The sequence below is a fragment of the Nonomuraea sp. NPDC050547 genome, from assembly GCF_044457345.1.
In the GTDB taxonomy this organism is placed as follows: Bacteria; Actinomycetota; Actinomycetes; order Streptosporangiales; family Streptosporangiaceae; genus Nonomuraea.
In genome coordinates this window covers 156,749-178,673 of record NZ_JBITGW010000023.1, presented here as the reverse complement: position 1 = coordinate 178,673, position 21,925 = coordinate 156,749, and the positions used below count along the sequence as shown (strand labels likewise).

At 70.9% G+C, this 21,925-nt stretch carries 26 protein-coding genes; 16 read left to right on the top strand and 10 right to left on the bottom strand.

Features of this window, described 5'->3' with window-relative positions:
* Nucleotides 1-25 precede the first annotated feature (25 nt).
* Genes ACIBHY_RS45110 through ACIBHY_RS45075 form a run of 8 tightly spaced genes read left to right on the top strand, consistent with a single transcriptional unit; the run spans nt 26 to nt 6,678 of the window.
* Complete coding sequence (locus ACIBHY_RS45110; protein WP_397248208.1) at nt 26-361, top strand: PadR family transcriptional regulator; 336 nt, start codon at nt 26-28, stop codon at nt 359-361.
* Complete coding sequence (locus ACIBHY_RS45105; RefSeq protein ID WP_397309943.1) at nt 358-1,356, top strand: hypothetical protein; 999 nt, start codon at nt 358-360, stop codon at nt 1,354-1,356. Before ACIBHY_RS45110 ends, ACIBHY_RS45105 begins: the two co-directional genes overlap by 4 nt.
* 33 nt (nt 1,357-1,389) lie before the next feature.
* Nucleotides 1,390-2,691 (top strand): DUF2252 domain-containing protein, encoded by a 1,302-nt coding sequence (locus tag ACIBHY_RS45100; RefSeq protein ID WP_397309942.1) that lies wholly within the window; start codon nt 1,390-1,392, stop codon nt 2,689-2,691.
* Entirely contained in the window at nt 2,688-3,623 is a 936-nt protein-coding gene (locus ACIBHY_RS45095) for an alpha/beta hydrolase (RefSeq protein ID WP_379635621.1), read from the top strand. The genes ACIBHY_RS45100 and ACIBHY_RS45095 overlap by 4 nt, the downstream gene beginning before the upstream one ends.
* A complete protein-coding gene (locus ACIBHY_RS45090; RefSeq protein WP_397309941.1) occupies nt 3,620-4,333 on the top strand; it encodes an esterase family protein in 714 nt (237 codons plus the stop codon). The genes ACIBHY_RS45095 and ACIBHY_RS45090 overlap by 4 nt, the downstream gene beginning before the upstream one ends.
* The gene (locus ACIBHY_RS45085; RefSeq protein ID WP_397248200.1) at nt 4,330-5,517 is read left to right on the top strand and encodes a hypothetical protein; all 1,188 of its coding nucleotides are present in this window, start codon (nt 4,330-4,332) and stop codon (nt 5,515-5,517) included. Before ACIBHY_RS45090 ends, ACIBHY_RS45085 begins: the two co-directional genes overlap by 4 nt.
* Nucleotides 5,518-5,556: 39 nt before the next feature.
* Complete coding sequence (locus ACIBHY_RS45080; protein WP_397248198.1) at nt 5,557-6,303, top strand: SDR family oxidoreductase; 747 nt, start codon at nt 5,557-5,559, stop codon at nt 6,301-6,303.
* Nucleotides 6,304-6,330: 27 nt separating this feature from the next.
* Entirely contained in the window at nt 6,331-6,678 is a 348-nt protein-coding gene (locus ACIBHY_RS45075) for a signal peptidase I (RefSeq protein ID WP_397309940.1), read from the top strand.
* A 22-nt stretch (nt 6,679-6,700) separates the two neighbouring features.
* Here ACIBHY_RS45075 and ACIBHY_RS45070 read toward each other — a convergent pair whose 3' ends face one another.
* The 3 genes from ACIBHY_RS45070 to ACIBHY_RS45060 all read right to left on the bottom strand — a co-directional run bounded on the left by ACIBHY_RS45070 (nt 6,701) and on the right by ACIBHY_RS45060 (nt 8,185).
* The gene (locus ACIBHY_RS45070; protein ID WP_397248194.1) at nt 6,701-7,498 is read right to left on the bottom strand and encodes a RimK family alpha-L-glutamate ligase; all 798 of its coding nucleotides are present in this window, start codon (nt 7,496-7,498) and stop codon (nt 6,701-6,703) included.
* Nucleotides 7,499-7,581: 83 nt separating this feature from the next.
* Nucleotides 7,582-7,839, bottom strand: a complete 258-nt coding sequence (locus ACIBHY_RS45065; protein WP_397309939.1) for a hypothetical protein — start codon at nt 7,837-7,839, stop codon at nt 7,582-7,584.
* A gap of 88 nt (nt 7,840-7,927) precedes the next feature.
* Complete coding sequence (locus tag ACIBHY_RS45060; RefSeq protein ID WP_379618021.1) at nt 7,928-8,185, bottom strand: hypothetical protein; 258 nt, start codon at nt 8,183-8,185, stop codon at nt 7,928-7,930.
* A gap of 204 nt (nt 8,186-8,389) precedes the next feature.
* Here ACIBHY_RS45060 and ACIBHY_RS45055 point away from each other — a divergent pair, with 204 nt between their 5' ends.
* Together ACIBHY_RS45055 and ACIBHY_RS45050 are read left to right on the top strand one after the other, a co-directional pair.
* Complete coding sequence (locus ACIBHY_RS45055; RefSeq protein WP_397309938.1) at nt 8,390-8,992, top strand: NIPSNAP family protein; 603 nt, start codon at nt 8,390-8,392, stop codon at nt 8,990-8,992.
* Between the two features lie 53 nt (nt 8,993-9,045).
* Nucleotides 9,046-9,576 (top strand): AAA family ATPase, encoded by a 531-nt coding sequence (locus ACIBHY_RS45050; RefSeq protein WP_397248188.1) that lies wholly within the window; start codon nt 9,046-9,048, stop codon nt 9,574-9,576.
* A 109-nt stretch (nt 9,577-9,685) separates the two neighbouring features.
* On the opposite strand, the gene ACIBHY_RS45045 is transcribed toward ACIBHY_RS45050, so the two are convergent.
* Nucleotides 9,686-10,600 (bottom strand): SDR family oxidoreductase, encoded by a 915-nt coding sequence (locus ACIBHY_RS45045; RefSeq protein ID WP_397309937.1) that lies wholly within the window; start codon nt 10,598-10,600, stop codon nt 9,686-9,688.
* Between the two features lie 19 nt (nt 10,601-10,619).
* A complete protein-coding gene (locus ACIBHY_RS45040) occupies nt 10,620-11,408 on the bottom strand; it encodes an SDR family oxidoreductase (protein WP_397309936.1) in 789 nt (262 codons plus the stop codon).
* 47 nt (nt 11,409-11,455) lie between these two features.
* Between ACIBHY_RS45040 and ACIBHY_RS45035 the strand changes: the two genes are divergently transcribed.
* From ACIBHY_RS45035 to ACIBHY_RS45020, 4 genes are all read left to right on the top strand, one after another.
* Complete coding sequence (locus tag ACIBHY_RS45035; RefSeq protein ID WP_397309935.1) at nt 11,456-12,187, top strand: enoyl-CoA hydratase family protein; 732 nt, start codon at nt 11,456-11,458, stop codon at nt 12,185-12,187.
* 8 nt (nt 12,188-12,195) lie between these two features.
* Complete coding sequence (locus tag ACIBHY_RS45030; RefSeq protein WP_397249131.1) at nt 12,196-12,966, top strand: CoA transferase subunit A; 771 nt, start codon at nt 12,196-12,198, stop codon at nt 12,964-12,966.
* Between the two features lie 81 nt (nt 12,967-13,047).
* Nucleotides 13,048-13,764, top strand: coding sequence for a CoA-transferase subunit beta (locus tag ACIBHY_RS45025; protein WP_397309934.1), 717 nt, complete (start codon nt 13,048-13,050; stop codon nt 13,762-13,764).
* Nucleotides 13,761-14,789, top strand: coding sequence for an NAD(P)H-dependent flavin oxidoreductase (locus ACIBHY_RS45020; protein ID WP_397248178.1), 1,029 nt, complete (start codon nt 13,761-13,763; stop codon nt 14,787-14,789). The genes ACIBHY_RS45025 and ACIBHY_RS45020 overlap by 4 nt, the downstream gene beginning before the upstream one ends.
* On the opposite strand, the gene ACIBHY_RS45015 is transcribed toward ACIBHY_RS45020, so the two are convergent.
* Genes ACIBHY_RS45015 through ACIBHY_RS45000 form a run of 4 tightly spaced genes read right to left on the bottom strand, consistent with a single transcriptional unit; the run spans nt 14,776 to nt 19,483 of the window.
* Complete coding sequence (locus tag ACIBHY_RS45015; protein ID WP_397309933.1) at nt 14,776-15,447, bottom strand: pentapeptide repeat-containing protein; 672 nt, start codon at nt 15,445-15,447, stop codon at nt 14,776-14,778. The genes ACIBHY_RS45020 and ACIBHY_RS45015 overlap by 14 nt on opposite strands.
* 4 nt (nt 15,448-15,451) lie before the next feature.
* Nucleotides 15,452-16,972: a glycoside hydrolase family 3 protein gene (locus tag ACIBHY_RS45010; protein ID WP_397248174.1), complete on the bottom strand. Its 1,521-nt coding sequence runs from the start codon at nt 16,970-16,972 to the stop codon at nt 15,452-15,454.
* A 45-nt stretch (nt 16,973-17,017) separates the two neighbouring features.
* Nucleotides 17,018-18,316 carry an alkaline phosphatase D family protein gene (locus ACIBHY_RS45005; RefSeq protein WP_397309932.1) on the bottom strand — a complete coding sequence of 433 codons (1,299 nt, stop codon included), beginning with the start codon at nt 18,314-18,316 and terminating at the stop codon, nt 17,018-17,020.
* Nucleotides 18,317-18,331: 15 nt separating this feature from the next.
* A complete protein-coding gene (locus ACIBHY_RS45000; RefSeq protein ID WP_397309931.1) occupies nt 18,332-19,483 on the bottom strand; it encodes an acetyl-CoA C-acetyltransferase in 1,152 nt (383 codons plus the stop codon).
* A gap of 195 nt (nt 19,484-19,678) precedes the next feature.
* Between ACIBHY_RS45000 and ACIBHY_RS44995 the strand changes: the two genes are divergently transcribed.
* Nucleotides 19,679-20,356: a TetR/AcrR family transcriptional regulator gene (locus tag ACIBHY_RS44995; RefSeq protein WP_221340958.1), complete on the top strand. Its 678-nt coding sequence runs from the start codon at nt 19,679-19,681 to the stop codon at nt 20,354-20,356.
* Nucleotides 20,353-21,081, top strand: a complete 729-nt coding sequence (locus ACIBHY_RS44990; RefSeq protein WP_397248168.1) for a DNA alkylation repair protein — start codon at nt 20,353-20,355, stop codon at nt 21,079-21,081. Before ACIBHY_RS44995 ends, ACIBHY_RS44990 begins: the two co-directional genes overlap by 4 nt.
* Here ACIBHY_RS44990 and ACIBHY_RS44985 read toward each other — a convergent pair.
* The gene (locus tag ACIBHY_RS44985; RefSeq protein ID WP_397309967.1) at nt 21,023-21,853 is read right to left on the bottom strand and encodes a LysR family transcriptional regulator; all 831 of its coding nucleotides are present in this window, start codon (nt 21,851-21,853) and stop codon (nt 21,023-21,025) included. The two genes, ACIBHY_RS44990 and ACIBHY_RS44985, sit on opposite strands and share 59 nt — an antisense overlap.
* Nucleotides 21,854-21,925 lie beyond the last annotated feature (72 nt).

Genomic DNA, 21,925 nt, shown 5'->3' with positions numbered 1-21,925 from the left:
CTGCCTCTCAGGATATAGTGGAGGCATGAATATCACGGAGCCCATGTTCCTGGCGCTGACCGCGCTGGTGGACGAGCCCCGGCACGGCTACGGCATCGTGCAGGAGGTCTCGGGCCTGTCCGGCGGCCGGGTCCAGCTGAAGATCGGCACGCTCTACGGCGTGCTCGACCGGCTGGCCGCCGAGGAGCTGGTCGAGCTGGACCGTGAGGAGGTCCTGCAGGGACGGCTGCGCCGCTACTACCGCCTGACCGACAAGGGCGCCGAGGCTCTCCGGCAGGAGGCCGACCGGGTCGCCCGGACCGCCGCCCTGGCCACCTCCAGGCTGCGCGCCAGGAACACCGCCATCGGGGGGACGGCGTGAGCCTGCTGGAGTTCCACTACCGCAACGTGTTGCGGATGCTGCCGGCCTCCTACCGTGCCGAGCGCGAGGAGGAGATGGTCGCGGCCTACCTGGAGTACGCGGGGGACGCCCCCGACGAGGTCAACCCCCGGCCGCGCTGGGGCGAGGTCCTCAGCGTCATGGGACTGGCCCTCAGGGTCCGCCTGGCGGGGGCTTCCGGGCCGCCGGTCTACTTCGCCTGGGGCGAGACCGTGCGCATGATCGCGTTGTCCGGGCTGGCTCTGCAGGCGATGTTGTCGGCTCCCTCGTTGCCGTTCCTGCCGGGGATGAGCGAGAACGAGCAGTTCTTCGGCGCGGCGGGATCGGCCGACCGGCTGTTCAACATCGGCGAGGTCCTGCTCCACAACCTGTGGCTGGTCGCCTACGTCGCCCTGGCGCGAGGGGCCGTGCGCACGGCCAAGACGGCGGCTGTGCTGGTCTTCGGCTGGTCGTTCCTGGTGCCCCTGGTGAGCGACTGGCGCGCGATGGAGACCGGCTACACCGTGCTGTCGGCGGCGCCGGTCCTGGCCCTGCTGCTCGGCTACCACCGCGACGTGCCGCCGCCGCGCCGGTCCTGGTGGGTGGCTCTGCTGCCGCCCGCGGTCGCGGCGGCGGCCCTGTACGCGGTCAACCGCTATCTGACGGACCACCTGGCGGACGGCTACACGACGACGATGGAGATCCTCTCGGCCTGGACCGGCGTGCACGGCATCGTCGTCGTCGCCCTCACCGCCGCCGCCGCGGCGGCGCTGACGCTGGGGGCGGGCGGGCCCGCACTGCTGGCACTGGCCTTCTACGCGATCGTGACGCTGCTGGCCAGGGTGCCCGACCTGTACCACTTCCACGGCGGTGTCGAGGAGATCTGGCAGGTGGCGGCGGTGCAGTGCTGGGTGCTGGGCGGGCTGACGTTCATCCTGGCGGTGGTGGGAGTGTGGAGACTGCCGATTCATAGGAGACTCCAGGAAAGATCGGTCTAGGCGACCGGGCCGCGCGGACTTACCTTCCCATGTATGGGCACCACGGGCCGCGCGGCCCACATCCTCGACGTCCTGATCACCGAATTCGGCGACTCCATCAAGCGCGACCCGCACGCCTTTTCCCGGAAGTTCAGGAAAATGGCGGCTTCGCCGTTCGCGTTCTACCGTGGCAGCGCCAGCGTGTTCTACGCGGACATGACCGCCGAGTACGCCGACGACGCCTATCTCGACGAGCTCACCAGCCGGGTCTGGATCCACGGCGACCTGCACGCCGAGAACTTCGGCACCTACATGAACGCCTCCGGCTCGCTCGTCTTCAACGTCAACGACTTCGACGAGGCCTACGTCGGCCCCTACACCTGGGACCTGAAGCGCTTCGCCGCCAGCGTGGCGCTCATCGGATACGGCAAGGCGCTGTCGGACGAGGCGATCTCCACGCTGGTGACCGAGTTCGGTACCGCGTACCTGGCCGAGCTGGGCGGCATCGCGCACGGCGGGGACGACGCGATCGGCTCCCTCACACTCGACACCACCAGCGGCGTGCTGCACCGCGTGCTCCAGACGGCCCGGCTGAGCACCCGCGTGGCCATGCTCGACGTGGAGACGGTGATCGACGATTACGACCGGCGCTTCGCGCTCATGGAGGGCCGCACGGCGGTCTCGCCGCAGGACAGGGAGCGGGTGGTGGCGGCCTTCCAGGACTACCTGCACACGCTGCCCGGCGGCGCGAACCCGGTCGAGCACCACATCAAGGACGTCGCGCTGCGCAAGGGCGTCGGCATCGGCTCGGCCGGGCTGCCCTCCTACAACCTGCTGCTCGAAGGCCGCTCGCAGGCGCTGGAGAACGACGTCATCCTGTACATGAAGCAGGCCCAGGTGCCCGCGGTGGCCAGGCACATCACCGACGAGCGGGTCGCCTCCTACTTCCTGCACCAGGGCCACCGCACCGCCGAGTCGCAGCGCGCGCTGCAGGCCTACGCCGACCCCTGGCTCGGCTACACCAGCCTCGACGGCGTCGGGCAGCTCGTCGCGGAGGTCTCGCCCTACTCCGCCGACCTCGACTGGGACGACGTGAACGAGCCGGAGGAACTGCGCTCGATCATGCGCGACCTGGGCCGGGCGGTGGCGCGCATGCATTCGGTGGCCGACGACGAGAGCAGTCACGATCTGGTGGACTTTTCGACGGAAGAGTCGATTGTGGCCGTAGTCGACAGCGATTCGACAGGATTTGTTGCGACGTTGGTGAATTTTGCACACCATTACGGGGCACAAGCCCGCAAGGACCATCAAACGTTTGTCGACCTCTTCAGGAACGGCCGAATCCCCGGACTATGATCCGCTTCTCCCTTCCCGATCCTGCCCACCGGCTGGCCGGTGTCCGCCTGTGGCAGGAGCTCGGGCTGCCCTCGGTCGACTTCATGTACGGCGCCGCCGGCTGGACACTTGCCATCCCCCGCCCGCCCGTGCACCGGATGGAGTACCTCCTGGAGCTGCGCCACCGCGCCGGCGGCGTGGAGACCATCCTCGACCCGAGCAACCCCTTACGCGTGCGCGGCGTCTTCGGGCCGAAGAGCGTGCTGGAGTTCCCCGAATACTCCCCGCCCGGCTGGCTCGCCTTCCCCGCCTCCTCCGGCGGCACCAGCGTGTGGGCGCCGGAGGGTGTCGGCGGCGACTTACCCCTGCTCGTGGTCCACGACGGGCCCGAGTACGACGACCTGGCCGGTCTCACCCGCTACCTGGCCGCCGGGGTCGCCGGCGGCTGGCTGCCGCCGCTGCGCGCGATCCTGCTGCATCCCGGCGACCGCAACGCCGACTACTCGGCCAACCCGGACTACGCCGACTTCCTGGCGGCGCAGCCGTACCGGAGCGCGACCGTGCGCATCGGGATGGGCACCAGCCTCGGCGCGCTCGCCATGCTGCACGCCCAGTGGCGGCATCCCGACCTCTTCGACGCGCTGTTCCTGCAGTCGGGCAGCTTCTTCCAGCCGCGCTTCGACGCCCACGAGCGCCGCTTCCCCTACTACGAGCGGGTCACCCGCTTCGTCGAAGAGGTCCACAAAGGTACGGCGGTGCGGACCGTACCCACGGCGATGACCTGCGGCGGCATCGAGGAGAACATCCACAACAACCGCGCGATGGCCGCCTCCCTGCGGACCCAGGGGTACGCGGTGACCCTCCGGGAAGTGCCCGACGTGCACAACTACACCGCCTGGCGCGACGCCTTCCATCCCCACCTGACGCGGCTGCTGCAGGACGTGTGCTCATGAGACGCGAGTTGGTCGACGGCGTCCTGGCCTACGGCCACTGGGGGCGGCCGATGCTGGTCTTCCCCTCCGAGCAGGGACAGCCCTCGGACTTCGAGGACAACGGCATGCTCGGCGCGATCTCCGACCTGGTCGAGGCCGGGCGGGTCAAGGTGTACTGCGTGCCGAGCAACGACCGCGAGTCCTGGTCGAACCGGTCGATCCCGCTGGAGGAACGCGCCCGGCGGCACACGGGCTATGAGCAGTGGATCGTGGAGAAGGTCGTCAACGCCATCGACGAGGACTGCGCGGGCGCCGACGACATCATCACGTTCGGCTGCAGCCTCGGCGCCTACCACGCCGCGAACTTCGCACTGAAGCGGGCGGATCTGTTCCCGCTGGCGATCGGGCTGTCGGGCAACTATGACCCCTCCGCCTGGCACGGCTGGGGCGAGCGCGGCGAGGCCGCGTACTTCAACAACCCGCTCGACTACGTGCCGCACCTGCACGGCGACCACCTCGACTGGCTGCGCGGGCGGCTCAGCGTGCTGCTGGTGTGCGGGCAGGGCCAGTGGGAGGACACCACCGGCTCACTGGAGAGCACCAAGCGGCTGGCCGCCGCCCTGACCGGCGTCGGCATCCGGCACGAGCTCGACCTCTGGGGCCGCGACGTGCCGCACGACTGGCCGTCCTGGCGGGCACAGCTCGCCCACCATCTGGGGAGGTTCGTGTGAAGCACCTGGTCGGACTGCTGCTGGGGACCGAGGAGGACTGGCCGGCCGCCTTCGAGGAGATCATGCGCAGGGCCATGCCCGCCTACGAGGTGGAGCGGGTCACCATCGAGCCGTTCGGCCTGCGCGACGAGCCGCGCTACGACGTCGTCATCGACCGGCTCGCCTACTGGTACTACCACCCGCGCGAGTGGCTCAAGAAGATCGCGATGATGGACGACGTCTACCTGCTCAACAGCCCGTTCACGTTCCAGTCGATGGAGAAGCACACCGCCTACTGCGCGATGATGCGCCTCGGGCTGAAGGTGCCGGACACGGTGCTGGTGCCGTACAAGAACCCGCTCGACAACGCGCGGTACGCCTACACCTCGGCGCGTTACAACAAGGCCTTCGACCTCGACGCGATCGCCGAGCGGATCGGCTACCCGCTGTTCATGAAGCCCTACGACGGCGGGGCCTGGCGCGGGGTCTCGCTCGTGCGCGACGCCGACGAACTGCACCGCGCCTATGACGAGAGCGGCGAGATGCTCATGCATCTGCAGAAGGCCGTCGACGGGTACGACGCCTTCGCCCGCTCGCTGTCCATCGGCGCCGAGACCATGGTCATGCGCTTCCACCCGGAACAGCCGATGCACGCGCGGTACTCGGTGGACCACTCCTTCCTCTCGCCCGAGGTCGGCGAGGAGGTGGTGACCATCGGGCGGCTGGTGAACGCGTTCTTCCGGTGGGAGTTCAACTCCTGCGAGACCCTGGTCAAGGGCACCGGCGTGCACCCGATCGACTACGCCAACGCCTGCCCGGACGTGGCGCTGACCAGCCTGCACTACTACTTCCCCTGGGCGATGAAGGCGCTGGTGAAGTGGACGGTGTTCTGCGCGGAGACCGGCCGCAAACCGCGCATCGACCTCGACACCCGCGAGTACTTCGCCGTCGAGGGCTCCTACGCCGAACGGCTGGCGGCCTACCGCACGCTGGCCGACGCCTACTTCGAGACCGACCGCTACCACGAGTTCTGCGCGGAGCGCCTGGCCCACCTGGACGAGGCGGTGCTCGACTGGGTGGCGGGACCGTCGTTCGACCGGCTGCTGATGAACGCGGTGACCGCCACCTACCCGGCGCACGAGCACGACCGGTTCATCGCGCACTTCCGCGGGCTGCTGGCGTTGTGGGTGAAGGACAACTCGTGACCTGGTGACCGACCGGTCGGTATGGCATGCTTCCGGAACATGACTCTGTTCTCGGTGGAAGGCAAGAAGGTCGTCGTCACGGGCGGCTCCCGCGGCATCGGCCGGATGATCGCGGCCGGATTCGTGGCGGCGGGAGCGGAGGTGTACATCTCCGCCCGCAAGGCCCACGAGGTGGCCAAGACCGCCGCCGAGCTGGGCTGCGCCGGAGTGCCGGCCGACCTGTCCACGCCCGAGGGGGCGGACGAGCTGGTCTCCGCCGTGGACGGCCCGCTCGACGTGCTGGTCAACAACGCCGGCGCCACATGGGGCGCGCCGCTGGAGGAGTTCCCGCCCGAGGCCTTCGACAAGCTCTGGAACATCAACGTCAAGGGCGTCTTCTACGTGACGCAGCGCTTCCTGCCCCAGTTGCGCGCCGCCGCCAGCGCCGACGTGCCCGCCCGGGTGATCACGATCGGGTCCGTCGACGGCATCCGCGTGCCCGGCCTGGAGAACTACGCGTACTCGGCCGCCAAGGCGGGCGTGCACATGCTCACCCGGCACCTGGCCCGCCAGCTCGCGCCCGCCCACATCACCGTGAACGCGATCGCGCCGGGCCCGTTCGAGTCCAAGATGATGGCCTTCGCCCTGGACGACCCGGCCACCCGCACGCTGATCGCTTCCCAGGTGCCGATGGGCCGCATCGGCCGTCCCGACGACATGGCCGGAGCCGCCATCTTCCTGGCCTCCCGCGCGGGCGCGTACCTGACCGGGACGGTCATCCCGGTGGACGGCGGCATCTCCTGCTGACGCCTTCGCGGGGTAGTCTCGGCGCGCGTGAACGTCTACGCGGGGAACGCCGGCCAGGACGCGGCGCTGGACAAGGGCTGGCTGCTCGGGCACTTCAAGGAGGCCGGGCTCCGGCACAGCGAGGATGTCGAGATCAAGTGGGGCGTCCACGCGGCCGGGGACAAGCGGCCCGCCTGGGTGCGCGGAGAGGTGCGCACGGCGTTGCTGGTGCTGATCAGCGGGCGCTTCCTGGTCGAGCTGCCCGGCCGGGACGTCCTGCTGGAGCGGCAGGGCGACTACGTGGTCTGGGGCCGCGGCGTGGACCACTCGTGGGTGGCCGAGGAGGACTCGGTGGTGCTGACCGTCCGCTGGCCCTCGGTGCCGGGGTACGCGTGACACCCGGCACCGGTGCGCGGCGTCAGAGCAGTTCGCCCAGGGCGACGGCGAGGTTCTTGGCGGCCTGCGGGGTGTGGCTCAGGTAGAGGTAGGGCTCGGTGAGCTCCAGCTCGATGACCGCCGGCCGGCCGTCCGGGAGCCGGACCAGGTCGACGCGGGCGTACAGAAGGGCCTGGGGGATGGCGGCAAGCACCTTCTCGGCCAGTTCGACCTGGTCCGGGGCAGGATCGCGCAGCTGCGCACGGGCGTTGTCGGCATTGGTCATGCCCGGGGCGAGCATGGGCGTGCGCCGGACGGCGTGGCTGAGGCGGCGGTTGAAGTACAGCAGCGAGGTCTCGCCCTCGCTCTCGACCATGTCGAGGTAGGGCTGGACCATCGGCGTACGGCCCGCGGCCTCCAGAGCTGCGGCGTGGGCCTGGGCGGCGGCGGCTTCGGTGGTTCTGATGGTGTCGCGGGCGCCCGCGGAGACGGCGGGCTTGACGACGAACTCCTCCCAGTCGGGCAGGTCGTGCGAGGACCAGTGGGTGGGCACGATGGGGACGCCGAGATCGCGGAGATAGGTCTTGTCGGTGTTGCGCTCCAGGACGTCGGCGGGGTTGAGCAGCCGGGTCACCGCTTCGGCGCGGTGCGCCCAGGCCAGGAAGTCGGCCCTGCGGTCGGTGTAGTCCCACACCGAGCGCACGACCGCCGCGTCGAAGGAGCTCCAGTCGACGTCGGGGTCGTCCCACCGGACCGCGCGGCCCTCGATGCCGTGCTCCCGCCAGGCGGCGAGTGCCGGGTCACGCTCGTCGTCGTCGTTCCCGGGGTCAGCAAAAGTCACATATGCACACGTAATCATCCAGGAATGCTAATACGGCGCGAGCCGGGCCTTAGACGGACCCGGCTCGCACGCTCACGTCCGGGCTAGTCGTCGATGGCGACGCCGGTGTGGCTGCCGTTCGCGCTGGTCACGGCGTTGCCCAGGATGTTGTTGACGTTCGTGGCGCCGTGGCCGCCGATGTTGCTGGCGACGACGTTGTTCACGTTGTTGCCCGACTGCTGGGATTCGGAGTTCCAGCTCGCGTTGTTGTTCGAGGAGTCCGCGTGAGCGGGGGCAGCGAGAAGCGTGGTGCCCGCGGCAGCGGCGACGACGAGACCCGTCATGCAGAGCTTCTTGAACATGCCTGTGTCCTTCCGAGGAGGATTACTGAGTGTGGCTCCGCCGGCTCGCCTGTGGCCGGACGGATGGGGAAGGTTCAACGGTGATCGTCTAGTAGAAGACGTAGATGACCGTGATGCTGCCGTTCGTGGTGGTCACGGCGTTGCCGCCGAGGTTGTTGACGTTGGTCGAGCGGCCGCCGCCCGCGTTGACGGCAGCGATCTCGTTGAAGTTGTTGCCGGACTGCGAGGAATCGCTGTTGCTGCTCCCGTTGCCGTTCCAGCTGTCCGCGTGCGCAGGGGCCGCCAGCAAAGTGACGCCCGCCACCGCGGCCACAACGGCGCCGGTGGCACACAACTTCTTGATCACTTCTGCTCCTTCATCGTCTTGTGACAGGCCGCACGCAGGGCCCAGGCATGCGACCGCCCCTTTGACTCACCTTGACCCGGAGGGGTCAAAGCCAATGTGATCGTATAACCGAGAGTGGTGTTTGGGTAGCTGTTAGTAATCAGAACATTATTCTGGGGCTCCCGCTGACAGAGGGTGTCAGCGGGGCGGCCCTAGCGTGCGCGCATGATCTACGAGCTGCGCCGCTACACACTGCGGCCCGGAGCCCGCGACACGCTCGTCGAGCTGTTCGAGCGCGAGTTCATCGAGACGCAGGAGGAAACCGGGATCGAGGTGGTCGCGCTGTTCCGCGACCAGCGGGCGCCCGACACCTTCACCTGGATCCGGGCCTTCCCCGACATGGAGAGCCGGTTCCGGTCCCTCACGGACTTCTACACCGGAGCCGCGTGGAAGACCCACGCGGAGGCCGCGCGGGCCACGATGGTCGACACCGACGACGTGCTGCTGCTGCGGCCCGTGCTGTTGCCGCCGTTCGCCGGGCTGAGCGGGGGCTCCGGCGAGGCCGCGCCGTACCGGCTGACGGTCTTTCCCGTCGCGGAGGGGTCCGTCGCGCGCTTCGCCGCCCTCGCGGAGGGGGCGGCGGCCTGCTTCGCGACCGAGCACGCCGTGAACACCTATGCCCGGCTGCCGGTCAGGGAGGGGGAGAACGTCTTCGTCCGGTTCGCCAGGGGCGAGGACGCGCCGGCCGTGCCCGCCCTCGACGACCACCTCACCGGGCCGCCGCGGCACTTCCTCCTGCACCCCACGGAACGCAGCCGCGTGCGCTGACGGGCGCGGAAAAGGGGAGGAAGGCCCTCTGGCCGGGTCGATAGGTTGGCGTGATGGACGGGATCGTGGTGGTGGTCAGCGGGCCGCCGGGGGCGGGGAAGAGCACGGTGGGGCGGCTGCTGGCCGACGATCGCGAGCTCAGCGTGCATCTGCGCACCGATGACTTCTGGGCCTTCATCAGGAAGGGCGGCATCGCGCCGTACCTGCCCGGGGCGGGGCGGCAGAACGAGACGGTGATGAGCGTCCTGGCCGGCTGCGCGTTCGGCTACGCGGCGGGCGGATACTACGTGGTCGTGGACGGCGTGGTGGGGCCCTGGTTCGTGGAGGCGTTCACGCGGCGGGCGCAGGGGACGCCGCTGCACTACGTGGTGCTGCGGCCCTCACGGGAGACGACGCTCACGCGGGCGACGGGCCGGGGCGCGGGCGCGCTGACCGACCCGGAGCCCGTGCTCAGCATGTACGCCCAGTTCACCGACCTGGGTGAGCTGGAGCCGCACGCCTTCGACTCCTCCGCGCTCACCCCGGCCGAGACCGCCGAAGCGCTCGGCGAGGCCCTGGCGGACGGCGGCTACCTGCTCACGTGAGCAGCGCTTCGGCGCCGCGTCCGCCTCGGTCACCGTGACACCCACCGGGCGGCGTGATGGCGCGCCCGGCCATCTGCTCCCAGCGAGGCGCCGTGGGTGTTCGCCCGGTTCAGGTGGGCTGGGCGGCGCCGTACACCGGCTCCGGGGGCGGGGCCTGTGACAGGAGGGCGGCCACGGCGGGGCCGAGGTCGGCGGGGTTCCAGCGGGCGGTGGTGGTGACGGCGGGTCCGTGGTGCCAGCCGGTGGCCAGCGCGACCGTGCCGCCCTCGACCTCGAAGACCCTGCCGGTCACCGCGGCCGACTCCACCGAGCCCAGCCACACGACCAAGGGGGCGATGTTGGCCGGGTCCATGGGGTCGAAGCCGGTCTCCGGTCTCGCCATGGTCGTGGCGAAGACCTCCTCGGTCATGCGGGTGCGGGCGGCGGGGGCGATGGCGTTGACGGTGACGCCGTAGCGGGCGAGTTCGGCGGCGGCCACCTGGGTCAGGGCGGCTATGCCGGCTTTGGCGGCGGCGTAGTTGGACTGGCCGACGCTGCCCATGAGACCCGCGCCGGAGGAGGTGTTGATGACGCGGGCGTCGACCGGGTCGCCGGACTTGTGGCGTTCGCGCCAGTGGGCGGCGGCGTGGCGTAAGGGCAGGAAATGGCCTTTCAGGTGGACGCGCAGGACGTCGTCCCATTCCTGCTCGGTCATGGAGACCAGCATGCGGTCGCGCAGGATGCCGGCGTTGTTCACCAGCACGTCGAGGCGGCCGTAGGCGCTGACGGCCGACTTGACGAGGCGGGCGGCGCCGTCCCAGGTCGCGATGTCGTCGGCGTTGGGCACGGCCTGGCCGCCCTCGTCGCGGATCTGGGCGACGACCTCGTGCGCCGGGCCCGAGGAACGGCCGGCGCCGTCGCGTTCGGCGCCCAGGTCGTTGACGACGACGCGGGCGCCCTGGCGGGCGTACTCCAGCGCGTGTTCCCGGCCGATGCCGCGACCGGCGCCGGTCACCACCACGACGCGACCCTCACAAATGCCCACACGACCTCCAATGATCCTTTTATCGCGCTATTTCAGCAGAAGTTAGCCAGCTCCAGGCAGGGGTCTCGCCGCCTCCGTGTACCTGGATCTGCGCGCCGGTCACGTATCCCGGCGCGGCCAGCCACAGGCAGGCCGCCGCCACGTCCTCCGGCCGGGCCATCCTCCCGGCCGGGATGGTGGCGCCGACCTGCTCGAACGCGCCGCCGTAGTGGCCGGCCGCGTTCTCCGTGGCGGCCAGGCCGACGACCACGGTGTTGACCCGGACCTCGGGCGCCCACTCGGCGGCCAGGCACGCGGCCAGGTGGTGCAGGCCCGCCTTGGCCGCTCCGTAGGCCGAGGTGCCCGGGGACGGGCGGACTCCGCTGGAGCTGCCGATCATGATCACCGAGCCGCCCGTCTCCCTCAGCAGCGGGTGGGCCCGCTGGCTCATCAGCAACGGGGCGACCAGGTTGAGCTCGATCACCCGGGCATGGAGCCTGGGCGAGGAGCCGGCCAGCGGCGCGTGGGGCGAGCCGCCCGCGTTGTTGACCAGCACGTCCAGCCGGGAGAGTCCGCCCAGCAACCGCTCGACGTCCTCGGGGTCGCGCACGTCCGCCCGCACGAACCGCACCGGGCCGCCGGACTCGGACGACGAGCCGGACGGCGGGCCAGACGACGAGCCGGACGACGGGCCGGGCGGGGGCGTGCGGGCGCAGACGGTCACGGTGGCACCGGCGGCGGCGAAGGCGTAGGCGATGCCGGCGCCGATGCCCTTGGTGCCGCCGGTGATCAGTACCTGGCGGCCGGTGTAGTCGTAAGTGGCGGTCACGGGTGCTACCGTACCAAGCAAGCGTTAGGTGCGACTATGGGAGCGCTATGGGGATCACGGTGCGCGGCGGGCCGGTCGCCGAGGTGGTGGTGGAGGTGCCGCCGGTCAACGCGCTGGCCGTGCGTGACTGGCACGACCTCGCCGACGCGCTGACCGGGGCGGGCGCCGACCCGGCGACCCGCGCGGTCGTGCTCAGGGCCGAGGGCCGCGGCTTCAACGCGGGCGTCGACATCAAGGAGATGCAGCGGACCGACGGCCACGCGGCGCTGGTGGGCGCCAACCGGGGGTGCTTCGCCGCCTTCGCCGCCGTCTACGACTGCCAGGTGCCGGTGATCGCGGCGGTGCACGGGTTCTGCCTGGGCGGCGGCGTCGGCCTGGCCGGCAACGCCGACATCGTGGTGGCCAGCGACGACGCGTACTTCGGGCTGCCGGAAGTGGATCGCGGCGCGCTCGGCGCGGCCACCCACCTGGCCAGGCTGGTGCCGCAGCACCTGATGCGCGCCATGGTCTACACCTGCAGGAACGTCACCGCCCGGGAACTCCACGCCTTCGGCTCCGTCTTGGAGGTCACCACCCCGGACAAGCTCCGCGATACCGCCATGGAGGTCGCGGGCCGTATCGCCGAGAAGGACCCCCACGTCATCCGCCGCGCCAAGGAGTCGCTCAACGGCATCGACCCCGTGGACGTCAAGCGCAGCTACCGCTTCGAGCAGGGCTTCACCTTCGAGCTGAACCTGCTCGGCGCCGGCGACGAGCACAGGGAGAGGTTCCTGCGGTGACCAAGGTCATGACGATCGAGCGGGTCGTCGCCGAACTGGAGAGCGGGATGACGATCGGCGTCGGCGGCTGGGGCTCGCGCCGCAAGCCCATGGCGCTCATCGGAGGCATCCTGCGCTCACCCCTGAAAGACCTCACGATCATCTCGTACGGCGGCGCCGACGTCGGCCTCCTGTGCGCGGCGGGCAAGGTACGCAGGGTCGTCGCCCCGTTCGTCACCCTCGACTCGATCCCGCTGGAGCCCCACTTCCGCCGGGCCAGGCAGGAGGGAACGGTCGCGTTCACCGAGTACGACGAGGGCATGTTCATGTTCGGCCTGCTGGCGGCGGCGCACCGGCTGCCGTTCCTGCCGACGCGGGCGGGTCTCGGGTCGGACGTGATGCGGGTGAACCCGGAGCTGCGAACGGTCCGCTCGCCGTACACGGAGGAGGAGCTCGTCGCGGTGCCCGCGCTGGAGATGGACGCGGCGCTGATCCACCTCAACCGGGCCGACGCGCGCGGCAACGCGCAGTATCTGGGCCCGGACCCCTACTTCGACGACCTCTACGCGAAGGCCGCGAAGAAGACCTACGTCTCGTGCGAGCGCGTCGTGGACACCGCGGACCTGCTCAAGGCGGGCCCGGTGCAGTCGTTGCTGGTCAGCCGGTCGATGGTGGCGGGGGTGGTGGAGGCGCCCGGCGGCGCGTGGTTCACCAGCTGCGAGCCCGACTACGGCAGGGACGAGGAGCGTCAGCGGCGCTACACCACGACGGACTGGCGGGAGTTCCTCAATGGGCAGTGAGCGAACCCGACGCAGTGAGCGGAGTGGAGGCCCGACGAAGGAGGGACTCCGCGTAGCGAATGAGGAGCGGTGAGCGAACCGATGAGCACAGCTGATGTGTGCGTGGTGGCCTGCGCGGAGGCGTTCAGGGGGGACGGCGAGATTCTGGCGGCGGGCATCGGGGGCGCGGTCACCGTGCTGGCGGCGCGGCTGGCCAGATCGGTGTTCGAGCCGGACCTGATCACCCACGACGGCGTCTGCCTGCTGACCGGCGACATCCCGGCCCTGGGCGCGGCGCCGCGGGTGGTGGAGGGGTGGCTGCCGTTCCGCGACCACCTGTGGCTGGTCCTGAACGGCCGGCGGCACGTCATGCTCGGCGCCTCCCAGATCGACCGGCACGGCAACACGAACATCTCGGCCATCGGCGACTGGGCGCGGCCGAAGGCGCAGCTGCTGGGCGTGCGCGGCGCGCCGGGCAACACGCGTTGCGACCCGACCAGCTACTGGATCCCCCGGCACACGCCACGCGTGTTCGTGGAGAAGGTGGACGTGGTCAGCGGGCTGGGCACGGACCGGGGCGCGTACGACCTGCGCCGCGTGGTGACGAACCTGGCCGTCCTGGACTTCGGCGGGCCGGGCGGGACGATGCGGCTGGTGTCCACGCATCCCGGGGTGAGCGTCGACGAGGTGGTCGCGGCCACCGGGTTCGCGCTGGACGTGCCCGGCGAGGTGCCGGAGACCCGGCCGCCGACCGAGGAGGAGTCAGCGGTGCTGGCCGCCCTCGATCCCGGCGGGCTGCGGGAGAAGGAACTCGCGTGAGGACGGCGCTGACCGACCTGGTCGGCTGCCGCCATCCGATCGTGCAGACCGGGATGGGGTACGTGGCCGGCGCCCGGCTGGCCGCGGCCACGTCGGCGGCCGGTGGGCTCGGGATCATCGCGGCCGCCACGATGTCGGTCGGGCAGATGACCGAGGCGATCAGGAGCGTCAAGGAGCGTACCGGCGCGCCGTTCGGGGTGAACATCCGCGCCGACGCCGACGACGCCGCCGAGCGGGCCGAGGTGATGATCAGGGAGGGCGTCCGGGTGGCCTCGTTCGCGCTGGCGCCCAAGCGGGAGCTGATCGCCCGGCTCAAGGACGCGGGCGTGGTCACGATGCCGTCCGTGGGCGCTCGCAGGCACGCGGAGAAGGTGGCGGCGTGGGGCGCGGACGCGATGATCGTCCAGGGTGGCGAGGGCGGCGGCCACACCGGCCCGCTGGCGACCACGCTGCTGCTCCCCCAGGTGGTCGACGCGGTGGACGTGCCGGTGGTCGCCGCGGGCGGCTTCTTCGACGGGCGCGGCCTGGTCGCCGCCCTGGCGTACGGCGCGTGCGGCATCGCGATGGGGACCAGGTTCCTGCTGACCAAGGACTCCCCCGTGCCCGACGCGGTCAAGCAGGTCTACCTGGCGGCCGCGGAGACCCTCGTCACCACGAACGTGGACGGCGTGCCGCACCGGGTACTGCGCACGCCGTTCGTTGACTCGCTGCAGCGCACCCGGCTGCTCAGGGCCGTGCTCAACGGCGCCCGCTTCAAGAAGGTCTCCGGCCTGTCCTGGGCCGGGCTGCTGCGCGAGGGCCGGCGCATGAAGCACGGGCGCGAGCTCACGTGGGCCCAGGTGCTCCAGGCGGCCAACACCCCGATGCTGCTGAAGGCCGCCATGGTCGACGGCCGCGCCGACCTCGGCGTGATGGCCTCCGGCCAGGTGGTCGGCGTCATCGGCGACCTGCCCACGTGCGCGGAGCTGATCGAGCGGGTCATGGACGAGGCCGAGACGACCCTGCGCGGGCTCACACCACGCTGAGGCCGCGAGCCAGCAGGAGCGCGGCCGCCTGGGTCTGGTTGATGGTGGCGCCGGAGAACGCGCGCAGCTTGGCGTCGTCCGGCTCGCCGAGGTCGGCGCCTCGCAGGTCGGCGCCGGCGAACACGGCCCTGAGCACCTTCGTGCCGATCAGCCGGCAGTCGCTGAAGACGGCGTCGGTGAAGTCGCAGCCCGACAGGTCCGCCTCGTCGAAGCGCACTCCCTCCAGGAACTGGCCGCGCAGCGAGCAGCCGCCCAGGTTGGCCATCATCAGGTTGCACCGGCTCACCTTGAAGCCGGTGCCGCGCGAGGCGGTCAGCGAGGTGCCGATCATGCGGCAGCCGCTGAACACGGCGTCGGTCATCAGCGCGCCGCCGAACCTGGCCGACGACAGGTCGACGTCCGTGAAGACCGCGTCGAGCAGGTCCGCGTCGGTGAACACCGCGCCCAGCCCGCCGCCGCCGGTGAACACGGCGCCGTCGAGGTCGGCCTTGCGGAAGTCGGCGCCGTCCAGGACGCAGGACTCGAAGCGGGCGCCGCCCAGCGAGGCGCCCCAGAAGTCGGCGCCGGTCAGGTCGCACTCGCGGAAGACGTGGGTCTCCTCCGCGGCGAGGCGTTCGGTCAGGGCTTGCCGGGAAAGGTCCTCGCCGTCGAAGTTCACGACGTCATAGGGTACCGGTGATCGCTTCGGCGGCGGCCTGGCCGCAGACGCGGGCGGAGCCGTACGTGGCGATGTGGACGGAACCCAGGTCGGTGCGGGCGGGCAGGCCCATCTCGACCACCACCGCGTCGGGACGCGCGCTGAGCAGGTGGCGCAGCGCCTCGCCCTGCCAGGCGTAGCGATGCGCGTCGCGCACCACGATCACCAGCGGACGGTCCTCGGCGTCCTGCAGGAGGCTCTCCAGGGCGGCGCCGGTGGCCTCGCCGGCGGCCAGGCGGGTCACGGCGGTGCCGGGCAGCATCCTGGACAGCGGCTCGCCGACGCCCCACGGGGTGCCCTTGTCGATGGCCAGGTTCATCTCCGGCGACAGCTCGATGACCTGGGCGGGCCGCTTGATCGGCAGCGTGGGCGCGGCCGACCTGCGGGTGATGCGCAGGGCCCGGCGCGCGGCGTCGAGGCCGATGCGCTCGCCTGAGCCGTTGACGCCGCCGTGGCCGGAACCGGCGACCGGCCCGCCGGACAGGGTCCTGGCGCGGGCGGCGACGGTCCAGTCGGCCAGTTCCGTCACCCTGCGGGCGGCGTCGGCCAGGCGCTCCTCGGGCAGGAGCCCGTCGGACACGGCCGCGGCGATGGCGTCGCGCACCGAGATCGCGGTGGCCTCGTCGGCGTGCTCGCCTCCGACGCAGATGGCGTCGGCTCCGGCCGCGATGGCGCGGGCGGAGGCGCCGCCGATGCCGTACGCGCCGGAGACCGCGGCCATCTCGATGCCGTCGGTCACGATCATGCCTTCGAAGCCCAGCTCGTTCCTGAGCAGCCCGGTCAGCACCTTCTGGCTGAGCGTGGCGGGGGCGTTGGGGTCGTGGGAGGGGACGAGCAGGTGGCCGGTCATGACCGCGCGCACCCCCTCGTCGATCGCCGCGGCGAAGGGGGCGAGCGCCTCCTCGATCTCGCCGCCCACGACGGGGACGCCGTGGTGGGAGTCGACGGAGGTGTCTCCGTGGCCGGGGAAGTGCTTGGCGCAGGCGGCCACGCCGGCTGACTGCAGGCCGCGGACGAAGGCTCTGGTGTGGCGGGAGACGAGGTCGGAGTCGGCGCCGAAGGCGCGCAGGCCGATGACGGGGTTGTCGGGGTTGGAGTTGACGTCGGAGGAGGGGGCGAAGTCGACGGTCACGCCGGCGGCGGCCAGATCGCAGCCGAGGTCGCGGGCGAGCGCCTCGGTGAGCTCGGTGTCGTCCACCACGCCGACCGCGTAGTTGCCCGGCCGGCTGCTGCCGGTGGCGACCTCCAGCCGGGTCACCTCGCCCGACTCCTCGTCGGTGCCGACCAGGACGGCGGGGTTCTCGGCGCGCAGGGCGGCGGTCAGTTCGGCCACCTGGGGGACGCTCGCGATGTTCCGGGAGAAGAGCACGACGCCGGCCAGTCCGTCACCGAGCCTGCGCAGCAGCCAGTCGGGGGGCGTCGTGCCTTCGAAACCGGGCAGGAGGACGGCGTCAGCCAGGCGCAGGAGGTCACGGCTCAAGGGCATGACCCGAAATCTAATAGGAAAGTTTCCTATTTGCTAGAGGCATTTTCAGACGTCAACACGGATGATCCGAAGACCGTCCGTGATGAATTCGGCGACAGTACGGACTCCTGAGGCTTCCAGCCCCTTGTGGGACACGCGAAATCCGGTCGCGCCGGCCGTACCGGAGAGGTATCCGCGGTGTCCATCGAAGTGCCGGATGTGCGGGTTTGCGGCCAGAACGGCTTCCGCGTCGGTCTCGGGCGGCCGGCTGGAGACGGCCGAGCAGACGAACTCGGCGCCGGCCGAGGGCGAGGAAGGATCAAGAAAGTCTGCTTTGAGATCGCACGCCCAGTGGTTGTGAACGTCGCCACTCAGCACCACCAGGCCGCCCGCCGCGGCCAGGATGCGGGCGCGCTCGGCCGGATGGCCGTCCCAGCTGTCCAGGCGCAGGTTCGGCGCGGGGCCGGGGACGAAGCGGCGGGCGAAGAACAGCGGCTGCACCAGCACCTTCCAGCGGACCGGCGTCGTGGTCAGGCGCGACAGCAGCCACTGCTCCTGCGCGGCGCCGAGCATCGTGGCGGCGTCGCGGTGCTGGCGCACGTCCAGCAGCATGAAGTCGGCGACCTGGCCGTAGGTGCGCCGCCGGTACATCTGCAGCGCGCCCGCCTCGGGACGGACGCGTAAGGGCATGTGCTCGTAGTACGCCTGATAGGCGGCGGCCCGGCGGCGCAGGAAGGCGGCGGAGCCGTCGCCCCTGCCCCGGTAGTTGTCGAGCACCTCGTGGTCGTCCCAGGTCGCGACCCAGGGGGCGGCGGCGTGGGCGGCCCGCAGATCGGGATCGGACTTGTAGCGGGCGTAGCGGGCTCGGTAGTCGGCCAGCGTGACCGCCTCACCCGGCCGGTCCAGGCGGCGTACCGGGTCGGCGGCCTGCCGGCTCTCGTAGATGTAGTCGCCCACGTGGAAGACCACGTCGGGACGCTCGTCCGCCAGGTGTCTCAGGGCGGTGTAGCGGCCGTGCTCGTAGCGCTGGCAGTTGGCCACGGCGAAGCGTACGAGATCGGACGAGCCGGGGTCGGCGGCCGTCTTCGTGCGTCCTGCGGCGCTGAGGTCGGCGCCCGCGCGGAACCGGTAGAAGTACTCCGTGCCCGGCCGCAGGGCCGCCACCCGCACGTGCACGCTATGCGCCCACTCGGGCAGCGCCCGCGCCGTGCCCTGCCGCACGATCTTGGTGAACCGTTCGTCCGCGGCGAGCTGCCATCCGACCTCGACCGCCCGGCCGGGTACTCCGGTCAGCCGGGTCCACAGGATGACGCCGTCCGGCAGTGGCTCCCCCGATGCCACGCCCAAGGTGAAGGGGTTGGCCATACGTTCAATGGTGACTCACAACCGCTCCACGATGGTGACGTTCGCCTGACCTCCCCCCTCGCACATCGTCTGCAGCCCCCAGCGCCCGCCGGTGCGCTCCAGCTCGTGCAGCAACTTCGTCATCAGCACCGCGCCGGTCGCGCCGAGCGGGTGGCCCAGGGCGATCGCGCCGCCGTTGGGGTTCACGACGGCCGGATCGGCACCGCTCTCCTTGATCCACGCCAGCGCCACGGAGGCGAACGCCTCGTTGATCTCGATCACGTCGAAGTCGCCGATGGACATGCCCGTCCTGCCGAGCGCGTGCGCGGTCGCGGGGATGGGCGCCGACAACATCTCGATCGGGTCGCCGCCGCGCGCCGACAGATGATGCACGCGGGCGCGCGGGGTGAGCCCATGCTCCTGTACGGCTCGCGCCGACGCCACCAGCAGCGCGGCGGCGCCGTCGGAGATCTGGGAGGCCAGGGCGGCGGTCAGCCGTCCGCCGTCGAGCAGCGTCTTCAGCCCGGCCATCTTGGCGGCGGTGGTGTCGCGGCGCGGCCCCTCGTCCACGGCGGCGCCCTCGTAGGGGACGATCTCGCCGGCGAAGCGGCCGGCGTCGATGGCGTGGATCGCGCGGTGGTGGGAGGTGAGGGCGAACGCTTCCATGTCATCTCTCGACACATCCCACTTTTTCGCGATTAGTTCGGCTCCGTGGAACTGGGAGACCTCTTGCGTGCCGTACCGCTGGGACCAGCCTTTGGAGCCGCTGAACGGCGTCTCGTGGCCGAGCTCGCGGCCGGCCAGCATCGCTTGGGAGATGGGGACCATGCTCATGTTCTGCACGCCACCGGCCACGACGAGGTCGCTGGTGCCCGACATGACGGCCTGGGCGGCGAAGTGCAGGGCCTGCTGGGAGGAACCGCACTGACGGTCGACCGTGACCCCCGGAACCTGCTCGGGCAGACCGGCGGCCAGCCAGCAGGTACGGGCGATGTCACCCGCCTGCGGCCCCACCGTGTCCACACACCCGAACACCACGTCCTCCACGGCCGCCGGGTCTATGACGGCGCGCTGGACCAGTTCCTTGAGCACGTGCGCGCCCAGGTCGGCGGGGTGGGCGGCGGCCAGCCCGCCGTTCCTGCGCCCGACCGGGGTCCTGACCGCACCGACGATGTACGCCTCGTTCATGCCCATCATCCTAGCAAGCGCTTGGTCATCAGCCAGTGCGCCCCCGGCCCAATCCCCAGGCCCAACCCCAAAAAGGGGTGGGTGGGGTGGTTGGGTGGGGTGGGGTGGAATCGGGTGGGGGTCTGGGTGGTTGGGGGTGCTTGGGCGGGTGAGCTGGGCGTGTTACGTGAACAAGCGATTGTGCGAGGGCTCATAATGGAGGACGTGACAACGCGAAAGAACTCCGGCGCGACCGCCACCCCGGCCAAGCGCCAGCGCGCGACCTCGTCCGGCTCGGCCTCCGAGCGCCGTGACCACCTCGTGAAGCTCGCCGCGGAGCTCTTCGCGCGCAAGGGCTTCCAGGCCACGACCGTGCGCGAGATCGCCGACGAGGCCGGGATCCTCTCCGGAAGCCTCTACCACCACTTCGACTCCAAGGAGACGATCGTCGACGAGGTGCTCTCCACCTTCCTCGACGACCTCATCGCCCGCTACCGCGCCGCGCTGGAGTCCGGCGGCGAGCCGCGGGCCGTGCTCTCCGAGATGGTGCGCATCGGCTTCGGCACGCTGGAGCCCCACCGCGCCGCGATCACCGTCATGCAGAACGACTGGAACTACCTGCGCCAGTTCGAGCGCTTCAACTACCTCGTCAAGGCCGAGGACGAGGTCGAGCAGATGTGGGTCGCGCAGATCAAGGCGGGCCAGGCGGCGGGGCAGTTCCGCGGCGACGTCGATCCCAAGCTCACCTACCGGATGATCCGCGACACGATCTGGGTGGCGGTGCGCTGGTTCCGGCCCGGCGGCAGGCTCAACACGACGGGCCTGGCCGAGCACTACATCACCGTGCTGTTCGACGGCCTGGCCACGGGCGAGCGCACCACGCAGAAGGCATGAGCCTCCGCAAAGCCGTCCGCTTGGCGCTGCAGGAGGTGGCCGACGCCGGCAAGGCGCCGCAGATGCAGCGCTACATGAAGTCGGAGATGCCGTTTCTCGGGGTGTCGGCCGGGCCGCGCCGTACCGCGCTGAAGAAGGTTTTCGCCGCGCACCCGCTCGACGGCGCGCCCGAGTGGCGGCGCGCGGTGCTGGAGCTGTGGCGTGAGGCGGAGTTCCGCGAGGAGCGCTACGCCGCGATCGAGCTGTCCGGCTACCACCGCTACCGCGAGCACCAGACGCTCTACACGGTGCCGATGTACGAGGAGATGGTGGTCACCGGAGCCTGGTGGGACCTGGTGGACGAGATCGCCACCCACCGGGTCGGCGGGCTGCTGGCGGCCTTCCCCGACTCGATGCGCCCGCTCATGCTGCAGTGGGCCGGCCAGCCCGATCTGTGGAAGCGCCGGACGGCGATCCTGTCGCAGAACCGGTTCAAGCAGCGCACCGACACCGCCCTGCTGTTCGCGTGCATCGAGCCGAGCCTGTCGGACAACGACTTCTTCGCCCGCAAGGCCATCGGCTGGGCGCTGCGCGAGTACGCGAAGGTCAGCCCGAGCGAGGTGGTGCGCTACGTCCAGGCCAAGGGCATCTCGGGCCTGAGCCGGCGCGAGGCGCTCAAGAACATCGCTATCGAGTCCACAACGCCTCCTGCACCGCCTGCACCAGGGCCATCAGCCCAGGAGTGACGCCCTCGCCGCGCCAGGCCAGTCCGTAGGTCAGGCGCAGGTCGGCCCCTTCCAGCGGGACGAACCTGACGTCCTCCCTCCGTACGGTCCTGGCCACGAGCTGCGGGATCGGCAGCAGCCCGGCACCGGCGGCGACCAGGTCGAGGGCGGCGGCGTAGTCGTCCTCTGCCACCTGCCGATGCCGTCCCGGCAGGCCCGCCAGCCGCCCGCCGGGCACGAGCAGGTCCTGCCCGCTCAGCTGCTCGGCCAGCACCCGGTTACGCCACGGATGATCAGCCGGTACGGCCAGCCGATCCACCGTCACGTGAAAACGCGCCCCCGTGGTGAACCTGGCCGGGGCGGGAAAGGCGACGAGGGCCGCCGACACCCGCCCCTCGTCGAGCGCCTGGGCGGCGGCGGCCCGCCCGGCCGGGCGGAGCTCGACGGCCAGGGACGGGCCGCGGGCGGCCAGCCGCCGCACGATCCGCGCCGCCAGCGCCCCAGCCAGCGGTGGATAAGCCAGATGGATAATCGCCTGAGTCAGCCGGGCGGCCTCGTCGGTGAAGCCCTCGACCGCGGCCAGCACCTGCTCGGCCTGTGCGAGCAGGGCCGCACCGGCGGGGGTCAGCCGTACCTCGCGGGCGTTGCGCTCGAAAAGCTGGAGGTGGAGGGCATTCTCCAGTCGGGTGATGGCCTGGCTCATGGCGGGCTGCGACATGCCCAGGTCGGCGGCGGCCCGCGAGAAGCTGAGCCGCCCGGCCACGCGGGCGAAGCAGTGGATCTCCTTGAGCATAAGCAACACAAATAGATGATGCATCATCACGGAGATCGAAGGCACGATCCAGAGGTCTTCGTCACCGGCTTG